The sequence below is a fragment of the Leifsonia sp. YAF41 genome, assembly GCF_052113185.1.
Taxonomy (GTDB): Bacteria; Actinomycetota; Actinomycetes; order Actinomycetales; family Microbacteriaceae; genus Cryobacterium.
The window spans coordinates 59570-81988 of record NZ_JBFRCS010000006.1 but is presented as its reverse complement, the minus strand read 5'-3'; the positions used below and the strand labels follow the sequence as shown (position 1 = coordinate 81988).

The window sequence follows — 22419 nt, the reverse complement described above, 5'->3', positions numbered from 1 at the left end:
TTCTCAGTGCATTGCCACACGCCGACCCGAGTGAGACGTTGAAGGCACACGACAGGTTCGCTGGGGGGGGTTCCTTGCGGGGATGCCTCGACCTAGTCTGACGTCACATCCAACGATTGGGGCGTCATGCAGGCACTCGTGGTTTACGAAACGATCTGGGGCAACACCGAGCAGGTTGCCCGCGCCATCGCCACCGGATTGCGCGGTACGTTCAACGTCGACGTCATGGATTCTGAGACGGCGCCGAACGTGGTGAACACCTATGACCTGGTCGTCGTCGGTGGGCCTACCCATGGCTTCTCAATGACGCGTGCCTCCACGCGCGAGGGTGCCGTCACCGAGCGGGGTGCCCCTCAAGCCCCGGAACGCGGTATTCGGGAATGGCTTGTTGCCCTCACCCCACCCGGTCGTGCGGTTGCGGCAACCACCTTTGACACCCGGGTGAACGCGCCTCGGTTACCCGGATCTGCAGCCAAGGCCGCTAAGCGGGAACTCAAGGAACTCGGCTTCGACATTGTGGTCAAGCAGAAGTCATTTCACGTGCATGGATACGAGGGACCGCTCATCGACGGAGAGCTCGACCGTGCCGAGCAGTGGGGACGCGACATCGCGAAGGCTGCTTCGGCGACCGAGAACGGCTTGCACTGACGCCAACGGCGGTTTCGCCCCGGAGCGGCACTCCCGATAGTGTCGGAACGCACGTGTCGGGTGGACGCTTGAGGGAGCGGTACGGGATGGATCATTTCGAGACAATCGTGGTCGGCGCAGGGGTGGCCGGACTCACCGCCGCCCGGCTGCTGGCGAAGGCCGGCCGTCACGTCGTCGTGCTCGAGGCTCGCGACCGCGTGGGCGGGCGGGTCTGGACGGATCGCAGCGACGGCCTCATCACCGACCTCGGCGCATCCTGGATCCACGGAGTCACCGACGACCCAGTCAGTCAGTCAGCGGAGGCGTTCGGGATGAGGACCGTGGAGTTTTCTGTCGGCGGGTACCAGCCGGACAGTCGGCCGATCGCTTACTACGGTCCTGATGGGAAGCGCCTCACGGATGCTGCCGCACAGCAATTCGCAGACGACATCCGGGCGGTCGATGCCACGCTTTCGAAAGCTATCGCGGCCTCGGATACGGATGCCTCGTATCGCGACGTGACAGAGACGGCCCTCGCCGCCCAGAGCTGGGGCCCCGACCGCGTTGCGCGAGTTCGCGAATTCCTGGAACACCGCACGGAGGAGCAGTACGGTGCGTGGATCGAGGATCTCGCCGCGCACGGTCTCGATGACGACTCTGTCGACGGCGACGAGGTGGTGTTTCCCGATGGATACGACCGCCTTCCCGCACGCCTCGCGGCAGGGCTCGACGTGCGCCTCGAGCACGTCGTCTCCCATGTGCAATGGTCAGCCGAAGGTGTGGCCGTGACAACGGACCGTGGCACGCTGACGGCTGGCAGCGTCGTGGTGACGGTGCCGATCGGGGTGCTTCAGTCAGATGACTTCGTTATTGAACCCCCACTTCCCGAACCCCTGATGGGCGCCCTGGGCCGGCTTGAGATGAACGCTTTCGAGAAAGTCTTTCTGCGGTTCCCGTCCACGTTCTGGGACGACGACGTCTACGCGATCCGGCAGCAGGGCCCCGAAAGCCGCTGGTGGCATTCCTGGTACGACCTCACGCCTCTGCACGGAACGCCCACGCTGCTGACCTTCGCCGCGGGACCGGCGGCGCAAGACACGCGCAACTGGGATGACGAGCGGGTCGTCGAGTCGATCCTTGCGCAGCTGCGGCGGCTCTACGACGATCGCGTCGAGCGCCCAACTGCTGTGCACAGGACCGCGTGGCAGGACGATCCGTTCGCTCGCGGTTCGTACGCGTTCATGACGGTCGGATCGACGACGGCCGACCACGACGACCTTGCAACCCCAGTCGGTGGAGTGCTCCACCTCGCCGGGGAGGCGACCTGGACGGACGACCCGGCGACGGTTCCGGCAGCGTTGTACTCCGGCCACCGGGCGGCATCGAACATCCTGCAGCGGGACATCCCGATCGACCAGGTGTGGGCGCACGACTGACAAGCTGGCGATCGGCCAGGCTTCTGCGAAGGTCTGGGGTGCTCGGATGGCGCCGCGGGACTTCGCGCGGCACCACCCTGAGGACCCGCGCGCGATCGTGCTTCGCTGCGCAGACGTAAGGAGTCCGAGGACGGCGCGATTAGGAATGGCTGTTGAGTGCCACCGTCACCTCTATCTCAATGAGTAGGCCCTCAATTGCCAGCCCCGTCACTCCGACAATGGTTTGCGCTGGGTGCACCTGAGAGCCCTGGATTTCTTCGATGGCACTGGTGATTGTCGCGTATTCGGTGGGCGTCAGCGTGTAGATGGTTCGCCGGACGACGTCCTGCCACGTTGCGCCGATTGCATTCAATGCAAGCTCCACGTTGCGCATGGCAGCACGTGTCTGTTCAGCGAGATCCCCAGGCCCAATGATGCTGAAGTCGGGAGCGAGTGCGACCTGGCCGGCAATGTACGCGACGCGGCCCACGTCGGCTATGGCTATGTGGTTGAACCCGGGGGCAGGATGGATCTCCGGTGGGCTGATCAATACGCGTGCTGACATAGTGTTCTCTTTCTGTAGATGTGGTCAAAGAGGGCAAACGGGAAGACGTGATCTGGTTCCTGGAGATCGACCACAAGGCGGTCGGCACTACCGGGCGTCGCCGCCAATGGACCGCGACGAGTTCACGGGGACAGGCACGCTTCTCTTCATTCGAGCTCGGCGCGCGGATTTCGCAATTGAACGCAGCGCTCGAGCCGCGAATCGTCGCCCGCCTTGAGGGGTGTCGCCGAGCAACCGTTCGGCGGCGAGCTGGCCAGAAATCGTGTTGACACCTCCACCAGGCCACGTTGCCGCCCCCGAAATGTAGAGGCCTTCGACGGGAGTGGAGTAGCGAGCGAGGCCCAGGGACGGCCGCATGCCGAACAACTGGTTCTGGTGGTGGCTTCCACTCACGGAGTCCCCTCCGACCAGGTTGGGATTCGCTTTCTCGAGATCTTCTGGAGTCAACGACACCGAGTGCAGGATGCGTTCCCTGATGTCGGGCGCGTAGCGGGCAAGTTTGTCGATGATTCGTTCAGAAAACTCGGTGCGGGCTTCCTCCCATGTCCTTCCAGCCAGTGATCCGGCTGCGTCAGACCGGATGTCGGCGGGGACCATTCGAACCTCAACCCACGCGGTGTGGTGGCCAGGCTTTTCGACGCGACTCGGATCAACGGCACTTGCCTGTCCGATGACGAGCAATGGCTCATCTGGCAGCGTCCCGGCCACCGCCTGCTGGTAGGTTCGGGCCATGTCGTCAACGTAAGGACCAAGATGCACGTACGCGACGTGCTCAAGGCGCGGATCCGTCCAGGGGATGGGTCCGTCCAATGCCAAGTGCATCATGAACGTTCCAGGGCCGAACCTATAGTTGTCGGCGGCCGCGGTCATCGACGCGGGCACTCGTTGCTCACTGAGGAGACGGTTCACCACGAGGGGCACCGGCGTCGTGGCAATGACTCCGTGGGCGACGGCAATCTCTTCTCCGGAGGACAGCCGGACCCCGGTTACACCGTTGATGTCCGTGAGAACCTGCGTCACGTCGGCTCCGGTGCGGATGATTCCTCCGCGAGCCCGGACGAGACTGGCGATTGCCGCCGGCAGTTTCGCGGCGCCTCCCTTCACGACGCTCATTCCGCCGCGCATGTTTCCATAGAGTTCCAAAAGCGGGAAGAGCGCCCCCGATCCGATGTCTGGTCCGAAATCTAGGTGCATTCCCCATGCCGCAGCGAGCGACTTGGCCTCCGGGGTGGAGAAGTACTTGTCGCCAAAACCTCTCGTCGAGGACAGCATCAAGGGCGCTAGTTCGGCAAGCGGGGTGGTTTTTCGAATGCCCCATGCCGCGCGAAGTGCCGTGAACAGCGACTGTGAAGGCAGCGGGCTCACATACAGCGGGAAGTACACCCGGGTGAAGTCGTCGTAGAGCCTGCCCAGCGTCTCCCACCCCTTGGCATCCTCGGCAGAGTGGTCCTCCCACATCTTCGTCGTTTCGCTCTCATCAGTACTGACCCGCAGGCTGGTCCCATCGGGGAAGGCCGAGGCATACGGATGCGCTGCGGTGACGAAGTCGAGTCCCAACCCGCGAAGTTCCGTTCCATACTTGGCGTAGAACGGGGAGCCCACGAAGAGGTTCATGCTCATCGCATACAAGTCGTGAACATACCCCGGAAGCGTCACCTCACCGCTCTTTACGCAGCCCCCTACCTCGTCGGACTGCTCCAGCACGAGCACCTTGCGACCTGCATCGGCGAGAACGGCCGCAGCAACCAGACCTTGGATACCAGCGCCGATAACGACCACATCGAAAGACTGCATTTGAGCTCCTGAACTGTTGTATCGAAAAGCGTTTGACAATTGTTTTCGGCGTTGCAGAGCAGTCGGCCACATCCCGCGGATATGGCCGACGGCGGCCCGTTCCCGGGTCCGCTTTGGCCGACGTCGGTCGAACCCCTCGACTGTGCACTCAGTATCTACACTCCACCCAAAACATGCAATAGCACTGCACAAGATTGACGGGTCGCGGTCCTGTGAAGTCATCGTGAAAGAGGTGCAATACATCTAGATTCCGGGCCGCCTTAGACGTTTGCCAACATTCTTTTGGTTCAGAATGATCGGTGCGGAGCGGGCCTGTACGCTCAACCTCTACAGGAGCGTGCAGTGAGAGTGTAAGTTGGCATCATGGTTGGAGCGAGATTGAAGGCATTGCGGTCGGCTCGAGGCATGAGCCTGCGGAGTCTTTCGGGGGAAACCGGGCTGTCGCCAACGATGTTGAGCCAGATCGAGCGTGGGGTGACCGAGCCAAGCCTGAGGTCCCTTCGTTTGCTTGCCGGTGTTTTCGGGCAGTCGATTTCGACTCTCTTCGAAGAGGAATCCTTTCCCGTGGTTCATGTCAGCCACGAGGGAGAGCGCTCAAGGATCAGCTCTCCCAAAGGGCATATCCAGTACGAGCGACTGGCGCCCGGCAATGGACAGCTGGAATTCCTCAAGGGGTTGCTCGGTCCCGGTGAGACGTCCAGCGACGAGCCATGGTCACATGAAGCGCTTGAATGTGCCTATGTGTTGCAGGGCACATTGACCGTTGTCGTCGGGGACGGCGCCCATGTCCTCGCAGCCGGGGACGCCATTACCGTCGACTCCCGTCAACCCCATCGGTACATCAACAACGGCACTCACCCTGTTGAATTCATCCTTGCGGTGAACCCGCCAACCCCATAGCCGGCTGAGCCCGACGAGGGCTCGCTCGGCCGAGACGGTTCCAGTTCATCTGGACGGTTCCCTCACGTTGAAGGCCAGTCAGGCGACTGGAGGCGCCTGTTGGCTGCGTGAACGCGCGACTGTCTCGGGATGATTCAGGTCGAACGCGGGAGCCTCGCTGCGGATCTGCGGAACCGACGTGAAGTTGTGACGCGGCGGAGGGCACGAGGTGGCCCACTCCAGCGACCGGCCGTGTCCCCACGGATCATTGACGAGGACGCGGGGAGCCTTCCGGGCGGTGATGTACACGTTCAGTAGAAACGGGATCATCGACACGGCAAGGATCGCCGACCCGACCGTCGATAGCTCGTTCATCCAGGTAAAACCGTCGTCGGCCGTATAGGTCGCGTACCGTCGCGGCATCCCGACAACTCCGAGCCAGTGTTGAATCAGGAAGGTGGTGTGGAAGCCGATGAACAGCAACCAGAAGTGCCACTTGCCCAGACGCTCATTGAGCATCCGGCCGGTCCATTTCGGCCACCAGAAGTAGAAGCCGCTGAACATCGCGAAGACGACGGTACCGAACACCACATAGTGGAAGTGGGCGACAACGAAGTAGGTGTCTGACACGTGGAAGTCGAGCGGCGGCGACGCGAGGATGACACCGGTCAGACCACCGAAGGTAAACGTGACCAAGAAGCCGATCGCCCAGAGCATCGGGGTTTCGAAGGTGACGGACCCACGCCACATGGTTCCGATCCAGTTGAAGATCTTCACGCCGGTCGGAACGGCGATGAGCATCGTCATCACGGAAAAGAACGGGAGCAGCACCGAACCGGTGACGAACATGTGGTGTGCCCAGACAGTGATGGACAGCGAGGCGATGGCGATCGTGGCGTAGACGAGGGTCTTGTACCCGAAGATCGGCTTGCGGCTGAACACCGGTAAGACTTCGGAAATGATGCCGAAGAATGGCAACGCGATGATGTACACCTCCGGATGCCCGAAGAACCAGAAGAGGTGTTGCCAGAGCAGGGCGCCACCATTCGCCGGGTCGTAGATATGGGCGTTGAAGACGCGGTCGGCGGCGAGGGCGAGGAGCGCCGCCGCCAGCACGGGAAAGGCGATGATCACCATGATCGAGGTGATCAGGATGTTCCAGGTGAAGATCGGCAGGCGGAACATGGTCATCCCGGGGGCTCGCATCGTGATGATCGTGGTGATGAAGTTCACCGAACCGAGAATGGTACTGAACCCGCTCAGGGCAAGGCCGATTGCCCAGAGATTGCTGCCGACGCCAGGCGAGAATGTCGTGCTGGACAGAGGGGCGTACCCCGTCCATCCGAATGACGCAGCGCCTTGCGGGGTGAGGAATCCGGCGACGGCGATGAGGCTCCCGAAGTTATAGAGCCAGTAGGCCAACGCGTTCAGACGAGGGAACACAACGTCGGGTGCGCCGATCTGCAACGGCATGAGCACGTTGGCGAAACCCGCGAAGAGAGGGGTCGCGAACATCAGCAGCATGATCGTGCCGTGCATCGTGAACATCTGGTTGTACTGCTCTTTGGTCTGCAGCACGGACAGACCGGGAGCGAAGAGTTGCGCGCGCATGATGAGCGCGAGCACGCCGCCGAGACTGAAATAGATGAAGGACGTGATCAGGTACAAGTAACCGATCTTCTTGTGATCGGTTGTCGTGAGCCATTCGACGATGTGTCGCCGCTTGGTTGTGCCATCCGGTCGCATTCCCCGCGACGGTGTGCTGGCCGCAGGCCGCATGGGGGCCGCGGTGGAGGGGGCGTCGCTTTCCACACTCATCGTTGACCGTCTCGGGCGGGTTCAAGGCTGCACTTTTCGGCTTCGTTGCCGTGCAGAACACTGATAGTCATCAGTCACCTCGTGTGCGGGTCACGGATTGATTGCTGATTGGATCTGGTACTACACGGTAGGCCGGTCTGCATCGAAGAGCAACGGCGGGGAGGCTGGTGTGGTCATCGGCGATCGACGTAGATGACTTCGATGGCGTTGTTTCCGTAGCCCAGCCGGTTCCACGGCGGAAGGTCGGGTTGCACGTTCCCGGCGGCGTCGGTCGCTCTGACTCTCAGAGTGTGTCTTCCAACGTTGTTGGTGTCCCAGGTGAAGGTCCAGTCCTGCCAGTGGAATCCATTCCCGGCTGGTTCCAGCTGTGCTGGGTACCAGTCACCTTCTCCGGTGAGACTGACCTCGACGCGCGTGATGGGGCCGTTGCCCGACCAGGCCTTTCCCCGGACCGTGTATGCCCCCAGGCCGATGGTGGAGCCTGGCGCTGGATCGGTGATCCGGGCTCGTGGCCGCATCAGGGTCACCGATTCAGGAGGTCGGTCTGGCCACTCGTACATGTAGTGGCCAGTCTGGAACTCGCCGGCATAGGGCTCGGTGAGCACGTCGATTCGCTTCAGCCACTTCACCGACGCCACGGCGTACCAGTGGGGCACGATCAACCGGAATGGTGCGCCGTGGTCGGGACCCAGAGGCTCCCCATTCATCTCATAAGCGATGAGGATTCCTGACGCAGGGTCTGTGGCGTGTGCGAGTGGCAGGGACCGGATGAAGGTGAGGTCGTCCTGGTCAGTATCGGGGAGGATCGCCTGCAGGTGGTAGGGACCGTGGTCGGCACCCTGGGCGCGGACTTCTACCCCCTGCGCCGCTGGCTCGACCTTCGCCAACACCTCGTGGAGAAGCGCGCCAGTCCAGCGTGCCGTGGAGACGGCAAAGTCACCCCAGGGTTCACCGGTCGGCAAGGGCCTCATGGCCAGGCGGCCATTTCCTGCACATTCAAGGGTGACCGTGTGCTCGTGTGCCGGCATCGCGCGCAGGTCGTCGAGCGTCAGGATGGTTGGATTCGCTACCGCGCCACCGATCTCCAAGGTGCCGTCGTGAGCGGGCACCGCAAAGTTGCTTCGCACGTAGTGGAGCTCAGTGGGGGTGATCTCACCGTCGAGTGCCGCCGGCGGCGCCTCGGCGTTGTAGGGTGCGGGGTTGATCATCACCAATGCAGCGCGTGCGGCATCGAGATCATGAGCGGCGGTCATGGCAGCCTCCTTGGGGCAGGTCAAACACGAAGTGGCTCTCTCAAAAATCGGTGTCGCTGAAGGTCGGTTCGCGGCCGTCGTTGAAGGCGCCGATTCCTTCGACGCGGTCGGGATGGACAGCGGAGCGCCAGTGTGCGTCCATCATGATTGCGATCGCCTGCTCGATCGGCTCACCCTCGCCCAGGTGAACCGCGCGCTTCACCGCCTGGACGGCGGTTGGCGAGTTGCTAGCGATCTTGTCGGCGATCTGCCGGGCTGCGGACATCAACTGGGCGGGATCGTGGAGTTCGTTGACCATGCCGAGTCGGTATGCCTCCTGGGCAGTGATTGGATCGCCGGTCATCAGCATCTGCAGTGCCTTACCGCGGGGCAGGAGACGGGGCAGCAAGGCCGGTGATCCTCCGCCGGCTGCCAGGCCGAGCATGGCTTCGGGCTGGCCAAAGGTCGCGTTGGCCGAGGCGATGATGAAGTCCGTGCTCTGGGCGAGCTCGCACCCTCCCCCGTAGGCGATTCCGTTGACGGCGGCGAAGATCKGCTTGCGGAGCTGGCGGACCGTGTAGAGGGTGCGGTCGAAAGCTTGGCGTTGACGCAGCCAGTCCTCCTTGGTCATGGATTTGCGCTGCCGCAAGTCACTGCCGACCGAGAAGGCGCGGTCGCCGGCTCCGGTCAGGATGACGACCCGTACCGCGGTGCGAACGGCGATCTCCTCGACGACGTCGGTCAGCAGGGCGCCCATCTCTGTGGTGATCGCGTTGTCGGCACGGGGCCGGTTGAGGGTGATCAGGGCAACTCGACCGTTGGAGAGGTATTCCAGCAGCACGGGCGCCTCGGTCTCCTCGACGTCGGGCGCCGGTGGGCCGAAATCGAGTGCTGCCCAACGGTCTGTGCTTGATGAGCTCATCATGCTCCTCTCGGGTGTGGACTCGTCAGGTGTCGAGTTCGGCGAGCCAGCGCAGCGCCCGCAGGCTGGGGGCGAAGCAGTACTCGCCTCCGCGGGTGACCACGAAGGGTGGGAGGTTCTGCAACCTGCGCCGGATCGGTCGTTGTGGGATGGTGAAACCGCTCGACTCGTCGTGAGGTCCGACCAGGGGGTCGGACTCAAGTGGAGCGCCGATGAAGATGCCATCGTTCAGCCACTGAGTCTTCACGAACTCGAACTGACGTTTGATGTGGGCGCCGGCGAAGACGAAGACGATCCCGCGGTCGATCCCGTCGTCCTCGAGCACTCCGTCGGGGAGCATCGGTCCGTAGCTCGTGCCGCGTCGGATCATCCGGTGGAGCCGGACATCCACGCTGCCGTCGTGGTCGAATGCGTCGCGTGGGTTTGCCCTGCGGGCGTGTGCCCCCACCGGGCACTTGAAGCCGCGCGGGTCATCGGCGAAGAGGAAGTCGTTGTTGCGCAGTGGGTCGCTCCCGAGTTCGGGGTCGTCTCGCTCGGGAGTGACTGCGAGCGGCGCACCGCTCTGCCAGCGCCCGACCATTTTCGCGCCGAGGAGGTTTTCCTCCTCACGGCTCGCTGCCCTGGTGCGAAGATAGGCCCGGTAGGCCGCCACCTTCGTGTGCAGCTTTCGGAACACGACGTAGGTGCCGTTGCGGCCCAGCACCTCCGGGGTGGGCATCGGCGGCAGTTCGCCCGTCTCATCGGGATAACCCAAGACGATCTCGCCGGCTTTGAGTGGTCGCTCATGGGGATTGCTGGGGCGTCGGCCGCTCCCCTCGACGGCAGGTTGACTGATCCCGTCCTTGAAGCCGAAGGAGGTGCGGCCGGTGGCGAGCTGGTAGCAGTCCTGACGCCAGATCAGCTCGACGCCGGGAAGCTCGGTCAAGGCATTGCGTGCCTTCTCGACGGCTGCGTGAAGCTGTTCCTCGTCGGAGGAGAGGACAGCGATCGCGACATGCACATCGTCGGTGCCGAGAGGTTTCTCCCAGTGGTCAGGGGCGCTCTCACCGACATCCCCCAAAATTTCTGCGCGGGCTGCCATGCCTTGACGGAACTCCGGCGCGAAGCTATCCAGTGACGCTTGCGGCACACCGAGGGCCTTCAACCCGGGGTACGTGAAGGCGACGGTGAGCGAGGTGTTGTCCGGGGTGTCGGCGGCTCCGGCGGGGTTGACGATTCGGTGAAGTCTGCGGACGAGCTCACGGCCGTCAGCGCGGTCCGCGATGCGAAGCAGGAGGTAGGTTCCAACGTATGGGGAGGGGCGTTCGTACAACGCGCCGGCCTGGATGTCGTCGAGTTCCAGGGGTACGCCTGTCGTGGCCGCCATCGATCATGCGCCTTTCGTTCTCAGTGGTGCTCAGGGGGTTCGGGCGGGTTCGGGTTCGGCGTCGCCAGGTACGGGAAGTTGCCACTGGCTTGCTGGGTGGCGGAGTCGACGCCATCTCGGATCGTCGGGCCCTGACCCGCATTGACGAGCTGGGTGAAGATCGTGTCCATCACGTCGTCGTTCAACGTGCGTCCCCCGCACGTCTGGTGAGCTTCGCCGCGCCGTGCGGCGAGCTCGATCTCGAGGAATGAGCCGTGCTCAAGATAGGGCTTCGTGACGTCGACAATCAGATAGTCAGCGAGCACCAGGTCCGTGAGCGGGTGGTGCCCGTTCGTGTCGATGGGCCAGTCCATCTTCCCGTCCAGGGCATCCCAAAAGGCGAGGTTGGCGTCGAGTCGCGCTCGGTAGGCGCCCAGGTAGGAGTCTCCGAGGTGGAACGCGTTATCCATGTTGTACAGGTCGCGGATCTCGAGATCCCGGTTCACGGGATCGAAATCTTTCGGGGCGAGCATCATGTTCTTCACCTCGGGGCGACCCACTCGTTCGATCCTGACGTTGAATGTTCCCCTGGTGAGGGTTTCAGCAACGACGCCCACGAGATCCCCGCCGGGCAAGAGGCTGGTGTCGATCTCGACGACGATGCTGAGCACGTTCTTGCCGTCGAGGAAGATCGAGCCGGGATCGGTGAAAGCGAGCTTCCGGGTCGCGATCGTCGCCAGGGCGGCGCGGGCATCCATGATGAACGGGTCCCAGCGCGTGCCGGCGAAGACCCTCATGCCGTTCCCAGCGCCTCCGTCCGGATCGTTGACGCTGAAGGAGATTGATCCCGACGGACCACTGCAGGTGCCCTGCTGCTGACGGCTCGGCTGCTCCTCGGCGTTGCCCGGGGCGTCATCCGGAGCGTCGAACACGCACTCCACGACGATCTCCTCATCCCCGGGAACGAACCCCCACCCGGCGTCGTTCGGGCTCGGCTGGTGGAGTGGTCGAAGCCGGAAGCGGTACAGCAGACCCTCGGAGAACAAATCGGAGGGCTTGGCCATCGGCAAGGTGTTCAGGACAAGCACGAGCCAGCCCGGCCGCTCGGGGCTGGGGAATGCGTACACGTCCGTGATGTCCGCGATCGGGTTGGCGAGGGCGCGTGGCCCGGAAATGTGGTCCGACATGACAGTGCCCGTCTCTGTTGCGTTTAGTCGCCGGCCTCATCCAACAGTGGCTTCAGCGCTGGATGCTGGAGGATCTCTGCGGCCTGAGGGTGGTCGAGCACCTGTTGGAAGGCGTTGTTCACACGCTGAGCCTTCCGGATCTCTCTCACCGTCCCGCCGTAGTTCCGGGCGTATGCGGCTGCCGATTGCTCGGCGTCGAGGATAAAGGCTCGCAGGGCGGCCAGGTCGGGCAGCCCGTCGTATCCTTCGACATGGCGGAAGATGACGTCGAACAGTGCCAAGGTTGGACCAGAGGTGAAGAAGTCCTCCATGTAGGCGTCCCACGGGCCATCGAAGCTGGTCACGAATGCGAGCCGCGTGTCGTCGTCGAACATGACGAACCGCGCCTCGTGAATTGTCTGAACCGCCATCCCGTAGTCACCGGGCCGGTAACCCGGCGTGTCCTGCAGATCGACGAGCGCGGCGCGCAATGGCGGCCCCTCGCCCGGCTTGACGCGGAAGAACAAACTGAACTCGCTAGTCGGTCCGACACTGAGTCCCGGCTGCGTTATTCCACCCTCTGATGTGGCCATGCGAGGGACTATAGCAGGCCTCCCCCGGGACCGCCCAAGGAACTGCGTTGGCTCCTCACGCGCATCGAATCATGGTGGGGAAGGATCGAAATTTGCACGGATGGGTTCATTCCCGTGGCGTCGTCGGCTGCGCTGCGAGAAGGGCGGCGTTCACCCGGCTCTGGAGCTGGAGCAACGGCGCGTGGGAGGCAGGCCAGATTTCGAGCAGATTGACCAGTAGCCGCCGGAGTCGTTCGAGCACCATGATGAACGGTGTCGCGAACTGCATCAGATCCTCGATGGCGACGCGCAGGTAGTCCTCCCACGCGGGAAGCACCAGCCGGACCCGTGTATCACCAGCGGCATCCGTCACATCCGCCACTGCCAGCTCCCTCATCGCCACCGCCCGCAGCAGCCCCTCGCTCGCGTCGATGGAATCCACTGCGGTCGCCGGGTCGTTGACCGACGGGGACAGCGCTCGGAGCGCGATATCTGAAAGCAACCGGAAAGCCAGCATCGGGTCCTGGCCGAACGAGCGCTCGGCGCCGCGCACCACTGCCGCGCGTACGACCTGATCGCTCAGCTCACCTCCGTGGATGTCGGCAAGCGGCGACTCATCGTGCACGGTGTCTCCCACGCCGACACGGAACACCACCAATGCGTCTGCTCGCGTGGCCGCCTCGATCAGCCATCGGAGTTCCAGCTGCTGAACAACACCGGGCGCACCGGCCCAGGTCACGGTGCGCCGCAGTTCGGGTAGCTCCGCAGAAGGCTCGTCTGTCGCGTCTGGTGGCTCCGAGCGCAACGGGTAAACAGCGGCGATCACGGCGCGGCCGCGCGAGGTCACGGCGTCGAGAACAGAGGCCAGCTGGAGCGACAGAAATGCACGAATCTGCAGTGCCCGAATCAGCCCAAACGTGACAAGCGCGGCGAGAATCGCTGTGGCCGGCACGAGCACGGTCACGTCGGTCGAGTTGAGGCTGACCACGCCGGCGGTCACGGCGAAGGTGAAGACACCGACGGCCAGGGCAAAGGTGCGCCACACGAGCGGGTCGCCGCGAAAGAGGTTCAAGCGTGGCGAGAAGGTGCTGGCGGACCATTGCACCACCCCGAAGAGCAGTGAGAAGACGATGCTGACCACACCGATCACCCCGATGCCGAGTGTGAACAGAAGCTCAGAGAGTCGGTCGCCCTGCACGGTTGGCCCGACGGATACACGGGGCAGTGCGACACCCAGAGCCAGTCCGATCAGTGCGCAGAACAGCTGCGCAAGGTCGGCACGCAGTCGGCGCCGTGCACGCAGCAATCGCCGGGGTAGGACGGGCATCACAACCTCCCAGGGCACCAACTCAGACCGATCGGCTGGCACGCGGATCGCGTCATCCGATGGGAATGCAGGGACTCTCCCCCAGTGTCCCACGTCAGGAACTGCCGGTCTTGGCCGTCTCCCGCGCGATGTCAGCCGCGCTCTGGCACGTGGGTGGCGACGTCGGCCGCTGCAACAGCCGGCGCCCGGCCATGGAATCAGGACGGTCTTGTCTTCGGCCGGCAGGTATCTTGGGAGCGTGCTCAATAGTTGGAATGCTGACGGATTCGGTGTCATGCGTTTGCCGTCGGGTCGACTTCTGCGCGGACGTGGGCTCAGTCAGCCGATACCCGGTGGTGCGATCCCCGATTTCGCGATCTATCTTCTGGCACAGATTCCAGCAGCCTTCGAATGGGAAACACGATGGGTGCGATGGCCCGACTTTGGGCTGCCGAGGGATCGCAACGATGCAAACGATGCACTGCGTGAAGCGTGGCTCCGATCGGAGACGGAGCGCGTCGAGATCGCCTGTGATGGCGGTCAGGGGCGCACCGGCACCGCACTGGCGTGTATTGCCGTGCTCGACGGTGTGCCCGCTGACAAGGCAGTGAAGTTCGTTCGCGAACACTACAACTCCCGCGCAGTCGAGACACTGTGGCAACGCCGTTACGTCGCCCATTTTTCCGCGGGCTGATCGAAACGCCTGGGCCAGGCACGGCGGGGCAGCGGGTCAGGGGAACGAAAGACGCGGGCGGGCGCTGATGCGCCCACCCGCGTGACTTACGTGACTGGAACTCGGTCGTTGCTGGATCCTTCGCCGCGCCCTACTTCGGTCCGGCCTTCCGAGCGAGTTCGAGCGTCCGTAGCGACTCGGTGCGACCGGCGACGTCGACGGCGCGGTACTCGATCGTCGTCGCGCCCTTACCGACCTGAATCGGCCCGGTATACGGCTGGAACTTCCCGGTTCCGATCCGGTATTCGATGACGGCGACACCCGACGTCGCGTCCGTCGCCATCAGTGTGACGATCCGCTTCTTGGTATCGACCTTCGCCGAGGTGAGCGGAGCGGTCGTGTCGCGCTTGACCGTGACCGTGGCTTCCTCGGAGACATTGCCCGAGGCGTCGGTGGCTCGTGCCTTCACGATCGTCGTGCCGTCGGTGGTGATAGCGAGCGGCACGGCGTACGGTTTCCATCCCGAGCCAGTCGAGATCTCGATTGACGGCGCATCATCGAGGGCGTCGGTCGCTTCCGCGGTGACAATAACGTCGCCCGTGAACCAGCCGGTCGCCGGCTTGGCCGGCGATGCCGTGAGCGTGATCGTCGGCGCCTCGGCGTCCTCGCCCGCCGGGTGGATGGTGAATGCATCGACGATCATGTAGCTGCCCGATTTCATCGTGCCGGTGATCGTGTGAACGCCTGGAGCCAGGCCGCTGATCGAGAGCACCGTCTGCTGGTGCGTCCGTGTGCCGCTGTAGAAGGACTGCGTCGTGTAGAGCGCGCCGTCGAGCGTGATGTCGACGTCGCCGAGGTCGCTGTTGATCTGAGAGATGAGGTCGATTCCGGTCCCGTTGAACGTCAGCTCCCACGAGTCGCCGAGATTCTGCGTCGCGTCGATGTCGTCCAGCCAGGCGCCCGCCCCGCCCCGCGATGCGTCGCGCCAGATCCACGACTCCTGAGTGGGGGCTTCGGCGGTCCGGTAGATGACGCCGGAGGTGTTGTTGAGGGTCTCGGCGTCTGTCGGCTTCGTGAGCTCCACCGTCACGTTCGTCGAGGCCCGGCGTACGCCGAGGGTGATCGACGAACCAGCCGGCAGAGCGTTGTAGGCCTGCCAGAACGAATTGCGCTGATCAGTGACCTCGGTGCCGTTGACCGTGCGGATGAGGTCGTCGGTGCGTAGACCTGCCGTCGCAGCGAGGCTGCCGTCCGGGACCCAGACGAACTTGACGCCCTTGAAGTCGCTGATCGCATACGACGACTGCTCCGCCGTGGTGGTGATATTGGCGATATTGCCACCCCAGAGCTTCTCGACATACTTGCGGTGGGCAAGTTCGATCGGGTCGGGGCCGGTCGTGCCGGTCGGGAGCACTGCCTTCGGCGGGAGTGTGCCGTCGGCGGCGCCGAAGCCCGTCATCGGGATGTTCTGGTAGCCGAGCACCAATGCCGGTGACGTGCCGGCGACGGTGAAGTCGTAGTCCCCGGTCGGGTCGGCAGCGGAGAATGCCGGGTCGCCGACCTTCGAGTCCCGGTCCATCCCTGCCGTGTACCAGCTTGACGCCGTGTTGATCGTCGCGCCGTCGGCAGACAGCTTCTCGGTGGTACCGCCTCTCGGCTTCACGTCGATCGCGGCTCCGGCATTCCAGAAGAGGTTCTTGCCGATCGCGTACTGCGCGCGGGCGGTGTCGTTGAGCACGTTGTCGTAGGGAAGCCGGCCGAGAGTGATGTTCTGCTCGATGACGTCACCACCGGGCATGTAGCTCACTTGCTCGAACGTCGCCCCATCGAGGATGAGGTTGTTGCGCAGAGTTCGATCGAAGCCGTCGCGGAGTTTGACGCCGCCTTTGAGAAGCACGTTGTTCGTCATCACGAAATTGGATGAGCCGTCGTCGAGGTCGATCGCCCAGTCGCCGCCGTGCCAGAACCGGTTGTGGTCGATCGTGATCGGCTTGACGACGTCGAGCTTCATCATGGCTCTGGCCTGTTCGGCCGTCAGCGGCCCTCCGGTGTTCCCCATGAACGTGACTCCGTCGGCGAGACTCGCGAAAGCGTCGTTCGCAGCGCCCGTCTTCCAGAATCGACTGCGGCCCCACGAGTTGATCGAACCGTTGTCACCCGTCTCCCGTACGCAGTCGAAAATGTCGTTGTCCTGAATAAGGTGCCCTCCCCACGTGTTGTCGGAGAAATTGAGGCATGCGCGCGGGCTGTCCGAGAGCGAGTTTCCGCGAACGGTGATGTCGAGCGCCATGGCGATGTTCACAGACGAGGTCTGCTTCTCGTAGCGCCCGTTGTTCCTCATGACGTTGCCCTCAATGAGGACATCGCGCGGGTAGTCTTCGGTTTTCGGTCCGCTGCCGAGATCGCTGATCCGTGGGGTGGTGAAGTAGTTGTCGGCGTAGTTGCGGACGGCGTTCGGTGACCCGACGACCTGGATGTCGGTGGCGCCGTTGTTCTCGAACCGGCTCGCGGTGATCTCGGTGCCGCTGTTGTATCCCTCAAGGAAGATGCCGTTGCCGCCGAGGTCCGTGAACGATGACGACGTGAACGTGACGTTCCGGCTGTTCTTGACAGAGGCCGCGCCCTTGGCAACGACGGACCAGTCGCCCCGCGACAGGTTGACGAAGGGGCTGTTGAAGAGCGTGCGGTGGGTGCGCTTGAAGCTGAGGTTCTCGAAGGCGATGTCGTGGATCGGGTCTGCGGAGGAGGCGCCGGTCAGAGTGACGAGCTGGTCGAGTTCGCCGACCTCGACGGTAGCGGTGGAGAGGTCCACACCTGGAGCAGTCTTGAGGTAGAGCTTGTTCGCGTCGCGATCGAGGAACCATTCGTTCGTGGCGTCGAGTTCCTCCCGGATGTTCTCGACCATGACCGCGTTTGCGTTCATCGGCAGGGCGGCATTGCAGTCCTGCGGGCGGTTGTTGTCGCCGACGAACGTCAACTGGAGGGCGTTGTCGCTCCGCCCGGCGATCGTGAACGAAACGCTGCCCCAGTCGTGGCAGTGCATGGCGCGGACGTAGCCGGTCGACGGCTTCGACCAGTTGGCCGAACGGGAGTTCAACGTCGCCATCGATGTCGTGCCCTCGAGACGGGATGCGCTGTCGTCCCAGTTCGGGTAGCGCGCCATGACCTGGCGGGAGTCGTCGACGAAGAGCTCATCGAAGTCGATGCCGGCGGGGACATCGGTCACCATGACGCTCGGATCCGCCTCGGTGGGCGTCCAGGCGCCGGTGAGTTCGCGGCCGCCGTTGATCGTGGCGCCCTCGCCCGCGCCGACCCAGCGGACCGGCGCGGCATCGGTGCCCGAGTCGGCGTTGGTCAGCGCGAGGGTGGAGTCGAGGTAGTAGTCGCCTTCAGCGAGCTGCACGGTAACGGGGGCTCCATCGGGGAGGGCGTTGCGGACGAGCTCCTGTGCCTTCGCCACAGTCTTGACGGGTGTTTCCGCGGAAGTGCCGGCATTGTCATCGCTCCCGTTCGTGGCAACGAAGACGGTGACGGCCTCGGCGGCGTACACGGGGAGGGCGGTGAGCGTGGACAGGGCGACGGCAGCGATACCCGCAGCGGCGATGGCCCGAAGTCGATGGCGCGGCCCGGGGGCCGCGCCGATCTTGAGGGTGACCTGAACTGACACTGGAACTCCTTTGTTCATCGTGTGCCGAAAACTGTGAATCGGCGGAAACATCCGATCTATCGTGCCGAGGCTAGTGGGACTTCTCGACACACGTCAACCTTTTGGGGGGTAACATGCGAAGAACACCTCCGATGTTCCCCGGGTCATGCACACGAGCACGCCTCGCCGCCGCTCCAATTCAACGGAAAGAGCGGATGATTGAACCATGGGCGAATCGAGCCGTGCGGAGGGGCCGCCCCGGTGGGCCGTACGGGCGAGCGAACCGTTTGCGCGGGCGCTCGCCGGGCGACGGTGGGTGCCCCTGTGGGCGATCGTGCATCACCGCGGGCGACGAAGCGGAACCCTGTACGCGACTCCGATCGCGCTCGTGCCGACGGTGTCGTCCACAGACTTCCTCATCGGCCTGCCGTGGGGCGCACAGACCAACTGGGCGAGAAACGTACTGGCGGCCGGCGGCGCGACCATCACGTGGAAAGGCCGCGACTATGAGGCGATCGCACCTCGTCTGATCGAGGGGAAGGAGGCTGCAGCCCTGTCGAAACCGGCCTTCAGGCCGGTGGTCGGCCGATTCCCCGCGGCCATCGCGCTGACGCAGCGGACGCCGGGTAGCGCGTAGGGCGTTTGCCACACATCCGTCCGAATGCGGCGCGGCCGCGGCGCCACGCGGCTGTCACCGAGAAGTCCGGACCGGTCCCGTCGTCCCGAACAGCCGGTCCCCTTGTTCGGGCCCGAGCATCTTCTTAGACTCAGGACACGACCGCAAGGCCGATTCCGACGATGACGAGGAGACTGCGATGGCACTCAAATTTGGGCTACTGGCACTGGTAGAAGCCAAGCCCGGAAAAGAGCAGGAAGTGTGGAGTTTCCTCAACAGCGGCCGAGACATTGTGCTCAACGAGCCGGACACAAAAACCTGGTACGCCTTCCGGGTCGATGAAAAGACCTTCGGCATCTTTGACACATTCGAGACGGAGGAGGGCCGTCAGGCTCACCTAAATGGCGCGATTCCCGCCGCACTGGGCGAGCAGGGACCGAATCTCCTCGCGAAAGATCCGGACATCCGGATGATCGAGCTCATCGCCGTCAAATAGGCGCAGCAAGTGAAGTAGGTGCTGCAGCGAAGTACTCGCAGTCGCTACCCAGCGGTGTACGGCTCGTGCTGCTCATCGTGATGGATCCGGTCGGCGAGCTGTCTGAGCGGTTCCCGACTGCCACCCCACTGCAGCGCCAGGATCTCCGCCGCAATCGAAACCGCCGTCTCTTCCGGAGTTCTCGACCCGAGGTCCAAGCCGATCGGGCTGTGCAGCTGTGAGAGTTCAGCGTCGCTGACCCCGGCCTCACGCAGTCGCCTCAGTCGGTCATCGTGCGTGCGACGGGAGCCCATCGCGCCGATGTAAGCGATCTGCGGACCGCGCAGTGCCACCTCGAGCAGCGGCACATCGAATTTCGGGTCGTGGGTGAGTACGCAGATCACCGTGCGTGCATCGAGCAGTCCAGCGGCGAACTGTTCGGTGAGATAGTTGTGCGGCCACGAGACGATCACCTCGTCGGCGTCTGGAAACCGCGCCGTCGTCGCAAACACCTCCCGAGCGTCACAGACGGTGACCCGATATCCGAGGAATTTCGCCAATCTGGTCAGCGCGGCGGCGAAGTCGATGGCGCCGAAGACGAGCATTCGCGGCCGGGGCGCGAAGCTGGAGAAGAAGACCCGCATTCCCTCGCCCTGCCGCTCACCGTCTGGCCCGTAGGTCAGGGTCGTGTTGCGGCCGGCCGCGAGCAACCCCTGGGCGTCATCGCTGATGGCGCGATTGGACTGCTCGGACCCCAGATCACCTTCGAATCCGTGCGGCCTCACGACGAGGTGGCGGCCGAGCCAGCCGGCATCCGGATGCTCAATCACCGTCGCGACCGCAACCGGTCGGGAGTCTTCGATGTCCTGCCGCACCGCGTCCAGCTCTCCGAAGGTGCGAGGAGAGACCGGTTCGACAAAAACGTCCAGGATGCCGCCGCAGGTCAGCCCGACCGAGAACGCGTCGTCGTCGCTGATTCCGTACCGCACGAGCACCGGCGCCCCAGAAGCGATCACCTCGGTGGCGAGGTCGTAGACCGCCCCCTCGACACATCCGCCGGACACCGAACCGACGACGCTCCCGTCGGCGGTCACCAGCATTGACGCGCCAGCGGACCGCGGCGCCGATTCGAAGGTGCGCACGACAGTGGCCAGCCCAGCAGTGTCGCCCTTCTGCCAGCTTCGCGTCAGCGCTCCCAGCACGTCACGCATGTCGATCTGACCTCCAGTGCCTTATCTCGAGACCGTGCGGCACGAAGGCGTGCGGCTCGCAACTACGCGGTTCGAAGGCGTGCGGCTCACCGAACGTCGACCGAGACGGTAGGCGACGTATGCGACCGAGGCGACGAGGTACAGCAGTTTGGTGGGCGTGAGCCGGTCCATCATCATCCCCGTGACTAGCGCGACCGCGTTCAGACTCGGGCCGGTGTTCGGCGTCCCGGTGCTCGGAGAAGGAGACTGCGACGGCCGCGACGACGCTGGCCGCACCTGGGGTGACCCCGCCGGCTCCACGCTCGGCTCCCCCGGTTCCGTCGGCCGCTCCCCGGATGCGTCTTCGCGAATGCCCTCGCGCGGTTCCCCGGCGGTCTCCTCCCGCGCCTCCCCCACCATCTTCTGCAGGTTCTCGGCGAAGAGGGCCATCATCTGGTCGGTGACGCCGCCGATGATGCTCTTCCCCATGGCCGCGACCTTGCCGGAGAGGTCCACGTCAGCACTGACGGTGCCGGTCGTCGTGCCGGCCGACTCGACCAGCACGAGGGTCGCCGTTCCCTGCGCCGTTCCCTGCCCGCGGATCTCCTGCGCCTTCCCCTCGAACGCCGCCCGGTGTGCCGTAGCGTCGCGGCCAACGACGGTCAGCTGCCCTCGGTATTGCATGCTCACCGGTCCCAGCTTCACTTTCAGACCGACCTGGTAGGCGTCCTCAGACAGCTTGTTGAGTACCTGCGCGCCCGGTACGCAGCCGGCGACCCGCTCGAAGTCCATCAGGGTTTCCCATACCTCGTCGATCGGCGCGACGACGGAGAACGTGCTTTCGAGTTGCATTATGTAGTCCTCTGGTTGAGCATCATCGCGGCCTCTGATTGAGACGCCTCTGGTTGAACTGTGCACTGGTGCGATCGGCGCGAATCGCCGCCGCCACTTCGGCCAGGGCCGCGTAACTGTGGCCGCTGACGAAGGCGTCGCAGTAGGGCAACGCCGCAGCCATTCCGCCGACCAGCGGCTGATAGCCGCGGGCCACCTTGCGCGGATTGACCCAGATGATTCGGTAGGCCAACCGCCTCAGGCGTGCCATCTGGGCATCCACGAACGCCGGATCGTCCTGCGCCCAGCCATCGGAGAACACCACCACAACGGCGCCTCTGGCGAGGCCACGGCGCCCGAAATCGTCCACGAAACGACGGATACTCTCCGCGAGGCGGGTTCCGCCCGCCCAGTCGGAGGCGCTCGCTGCGGCTTGCGCGAGCGCCTGGTCCGGGTCGCGGACCGCCAACTGACGGGTGAGCCTGGTGAGCCGGGTGGAAAACACGAACGCCTCCGCTTGCGCCCCGCTCACCGCCCCTTGCAGGAAGGAAAGGAACACCCGGGTGAAGGGCTCCATCGACCCAGACACATCACACAGCAACACCAGCCGTCTCGGGCGTGGGCGTCGACGCACATAGACCAGCCGCGTGGCGTCGCCGCCGGTGCTCTGCGCCGCACGAACAGTGCGGCGGATGTCTAACCGGTCCCGGTTGTTCGGCGACCGACGGGTACGACGGGTGCGACGTTCCGGTGTCGACAACACGATCTGCCGCACGAGGGACCTCATCTGGGCGATCTCGTCCGGTCCGAGTTTAGCGAACGACATGTCGTGCATCTGCTCGTCGGTCGAGGCCAACATCAGGATCGTCTCCCGCACGGGTGCAGGACGGTCCCCCGATTCCTCCCTGCCGGGCATCGGGGCGGGAGGGCGCGATTTCACTTCGTCCTCCGCCTCGCCGAAGGGGCGGTTGTCTGGCGCCGCCGGGCGGGTCCGCAGCTCCGGATTGATCGGTGCGGACGTGATTGGTTCCGACCCGATCGCCGGCGGTGCGTTCTGGTCGCCTCGGTGCTCTGCGGGGTCGAGCAAGCCGTCGAACACGGCGGAGAAGACCGCATCGAAAAGCGGCAACTGCTCCCTGGTAGTAACGAACACCACCCTGCACGCCCAGTACAGCGGCTCACGGGACTCGGGCGGAACGAGCCGGAGCGCCTCGGCCAGCCGCGCCGCACGGTCAGGAGACGACGACAAACCCACCCGGCGCAACGCCGTCGCGAACCCTGCGGCGAGCGCGGCCACCTCCACGCCCGGTCGCGAATCGGAGCGCATACCTCGTGCCGTCTGGCCCG

At 64.3% G+C, this 22419-nt stretch carries 19 protein-coding genes; 6 read left to right on the top strand and 13 right to left on the bottom strand.

The features are described from left to right. Positions 1-126: 126 nt before the first annotated feature. Both AB4Y63_RS07260 and AB4Y63_RS07255 read left to right on the top strand, forming a co-directional pair. On the top strand, positions 127-648 hold the full coding sequence (locus AB4Y63_RS07260; protein WP_441790379.1) for a flavodoxin family protein: 522 nt from the start codon (positions 127-129) through the stop codon (positions 646-648). 86 nt (positions 649-734) lie between these two features. Next, positions 735-2063, top strand: coding sequence for a flavin monoamine oxidase family protein (locus AB4Y63_RS07255; protein ID WP_441790378.1), 1329 nt, complete (start codon positions 735-737; stop codon positions 2061-2063). Positions 2064-2202: 139 nt separating this feature from the next. On the opposite strand, the gene AB4Y63_RS07250 is transcribed toward AB4Y63_RS07255, so the two are convergent. Both AB4Y63_RS07250 and AB4Y63_RS07245 read right to left on the bottom strand, forming a co-directional pair. Beyond that, positions 2203-2607 carry a RidA family protein gene (locus tag AB4Y63_RS07250; RefSeq protein ID WP_441790377.1) on the bottom strand — a complete coding sequence of 135 codons (405 nt, stop codon included), beginning with the start codon at positions 2605-2607 and terminating at the stop codon, positions 2203-2205. 87 nt (positions 2608-2694) lie between these two features. Next, the gene (locus AB4Y63_RS07245; RefSeq protein WP_441790376.1) at positions 2695-4401 is read right to left on the bottom strand and encodes a phytoene desaturase family protein; all 1707 of its coding nucleotides are present in this window, start codon (positions 4399-4401) and stop codon (positions 2695-2697) included. Positions 4402-4764: 363 nt separating this feature from the next. Here AB4Y63_RS07245 and AB4Y63_RS07240 point away from each other — a divergent pair, with 363 nt between their 5' ends. Then, entirely contained in the window at positions 4765-5301 is a 537-nt protein-coding gene (locus AB4Y63_RS07240) for a helix-turn-helix domain-containing protein (protein ID WP_441790375.1), read from the top strand. Between the two features lie 78 nt (positions 5302-5379). On the opposite strand, the gene ctaD is transcribed toward AB4Y63_RS07240, so the two are convergent. From ctaD to AB4Y63_RS07205, 7 genes are all read right to left on the bottom strand, one after another. Further along, on the bottom strand, positions 5380-7026 hold the full coding sequence (gene ctaD / locus AB4Y63_RS07235) for an aa3-type cytochrome oxidase subunit I (protein WP_441790476.1): 1647 nt from the start codon (positions 7024-7026) through the stop codon (positions 5380-5382). 245 nt (positions 7027-7271) lie between these two features. After that, positions 7272-8351 (bottom strand): sulfite oxidase, encoded by a 1080-nt coding sequence (locus AB4Y63_RS07230; protein WP_441790374.1) that lies wholly within the window; start codon positions 8349-8351, stop codon positions 7272-7274. A 40-nt stretch (positions 8352-8391) separates the two neighbouring features. Next, the gene (locus AB4Y63_RS07225) at positions 8392-9252 is read right to left on the bottom strand and encodes an enoyl-CoA hydratase/isomerase family protein (protein WP_441790373.1); all 861 of its coding nucleotides are present in this window, start codon (positions 9250-9252) and stop codon (positions 8392-8394) included. A gap of 25 nt (positions 9253-9277) precedes the next feature. Beyond that, complete coding sequence (locus AB4Y63_RS07220; protein ID WP_441790372.1) at positions 9278-10618, bottom strand: Dyp-type peroxidase; 1341 nt, start codon at positions 10616-10618, stop codon at positions 9278-9280. A 20-nt stretch (positions 10619-10638) separates the two neighbouring features. Continuing rightward, on the bottom strand, positions 10639-11784 hold the full coding sequence (locus tag AB4Y63_RS07215) for a DUF4331 family protein (protein WP_441790371.1): 1146 nt from the start codon (positions 11782-11784) through the stop codon (positions 10639-10641). 23 nt (positions 11785-11807) lie between these two features. Continuing rightward, on the bottom strand, positions 11808-12356 hold the full coding sequence (locus AB4Y63_RS07210) for a hypothetical protein (RefSeq protein WP_441790370.1): 549 nt from the start codon (positions 12354-12356) through the stop codon (positions 11808-11810). A 106-nt stretch (positions 12357-12462) separates the two neighbouring features. After that, the gene (locus AB4Y63_RS07205; RefSeq protein WP_441790369.1) at positions 12463-13662 is read right to left on the bottom strand and encodes a DUF2254 family protein; all 1200 of its coding nucleotides are present in this window, start codon (positions 13660-13662) and stop codon (positions 12463-12465) included. Between the two features lie 274 nt (positions 13663-13936). On the opposite strand from AB4Y63_RS07205, the gene AB4Y63_RS07200 reads away from it, so the two are divergent. Continuing rightward, on the top strand, positions 13937-14335 hold the full coding sequence (locus AB4Y63_RS07200; RefSeq protein WP_441790368.1) for a protein-tyrosine phosphatase family protein: 399 nt from the start codon (positions 13937-13939) through the stop codon (positions 14333-14335). A gap of 130 nt (positions 14336-14465) precedes the next feature. On the opposite strand, the gene AB4Y63_RS07195 is transcribed toward AB4Y63_RS07200, so the two are convergent. Beyond that, a complete protein-coding gene (locus tag AB4Y63_RS07195; RefSeq protein ID WP_441790367.1) occupies positions 14466-17981 on the bottom strand; it encodes an OmpL47-type beta-barrel domain-containing protein in 3516 nt (1171 codons plus the stop codon). Positions 17982-18186: 205 nt separating this feature from the next. Here AB4Y63_RS07195 and AB4Y63_RS07190 point away from each other — a divergent pair, with 205 nt between their 5' ends. Further along, positions 18187-18597 carry a nitroreductase family deazaflavin-dependent oxidoreductase gene (locus AB4Y63_RS07190; RefSeq protein WP_441790366.1) on the top strand — a complete coding sequence of 137 codons (411 nt, stop codon included), beginning with the start codon at positions 18187-18189 and terminating at the stop codon, positions 18595-18597. 178 nt (positions 18598-18775) lie between these two features. Next, positions 18776-19072 carry a putative quinol monooxygenase gene (locus tag AB4Y63_RS07185; RefSeq protein WP_441790365.1) on the top strand — a complete coding sequence of 99 codons (297 nt, stop codon included), beginning with the start codon at positions 18776-18778 and terminating at the stop codon, positions 19070-19072. Positions 19073-19116: 44 nt separating this feature from the next. On the opposite strand, the gene AB4Y63_RS07180 is transcribed toward AB4Y63_RS07185, so the two are convergent. Genes AB4Y63_RS07180 through AB4Y63_RS07170 form a run of 3 tightly spaced genes read right to left on the bottom strand, consistent with a single transcriptional unit; the run spans position 19117 to position 22399 of the window. Further along, positions 19117-20262 (bottom strand): XdhC family protein, encoded by a 1146-nt coding sequence (locus AB4Y63_RS07180; RefSeq protein ID WP_441790364.1) that lies wholly within the window; start codon positions 20260-20262, stop codon positions 19117-19119. A gap of 21 nt (positions 20263-20283) precedes the next feature. After that, positions 20284-21093: an SRPBCC family protein gene (locus tag AB4Y63_RS07175; RefSeq protein WP_441790363.1), complete on the bottom strand. Its 810-nt coding sequence runs from the start codon at positions 21091-21093 to the stop codon at positions 20284-20286. 22 nt (positions 21094-21115) lie between these two features. After that, positions 21116-22399 carry a vWA domain-containing protein gene (locus tag AB4Y63_RS07170; protein ID WP_441790362.1) on the bottom strand — a complete coding sequence of 428 codons (1284 nt, stop codon included), beginning with the start codon at positions 22397-22399 and terminating at the stop codon, positions 21116-21118. Positions 22400-22419 lie beyond the last annotated feature (20 nt).